1 protein-coding gene is annotated in these 719 nt (G+C 32.4%); it reads left to right on the forward strand.

Translation table 11 applies throughout. The annotated features are described in order from the left end of the window. The coding region (locus E1140_RS21490) for a hypothetical protein (RefSeq protein WP_221412686.1) at positions 1–540 on the forward strand (540 nt) is incomplete at its 5' end. Positions 541–719 lie beyond the last annotated feature (179 nt).

The following is a 719-nucleotide window of genomic DNA, read 5'->3' on the forward strand; positions in this document are numbered from 1 at the left end:
ATAATGCTAATTTCGGCATTTGGTGGATTTGACAAGGACTATTCCGTTACAGAATTGAAAGAGAATTTTGAAGAAAACAGAACAGCAATTTACGAGCTCAAAAAATATTATACAGGAATCGTTCCAGATAACTATTTTGTGGAAATTGAATTTGAAAATAATAATACATTAGGCAGATTTGGTATCAAGGATTCCAATTCTAACGGACCAATGTTTTTAGAATGGGATTTAGAAATTAATACCGAACGAATGGACAGTATTATTAAGCCAGTTGGATGGACAAGAGAAACCTTGAAAACACTTAAAAACAAATTAGATAATGCTGATTGCATTCAAATCGAAAGTGGCGAGCCTACCAAAATTGGATTTAAAAGAAGTGGAATGGGAATGTATTCTTTCAATATTTTTGACAAACCGATTCCAGACAATCTAATAGAACAATATAACGATAGCTGCACATATATTTTAGTAAATAAAAGGCTTGCGTTGGAATATGGCGGTGGGGCAATTGGTAGTCAATGTTTTTACAATCTGAAATAAAAAATGAAAGCCGAACCGCTAACAATGTATATTAAATCATTGGTGCCTATCGTCAGACTACTTTTCATATACTAATTCGTCACCCAAACCCATCACATCCTTCCCTTTTCATGGCATAAATCAATTTTTATATTGACACCCATAAAAGTTAAATACTTAAAAAACAGCTATTTAGAATA

Origin of the sequence: Fulvivirga lutimaris, from assembly GCF_009711525.1 — a bacterium.
Classification (GTDB): Bacteria; Bacteroidota; Bacteroidia; order Cytophagales; family Cyclobacteriaceae; genus Fulvivirga; species Fulvivirga lutimaris.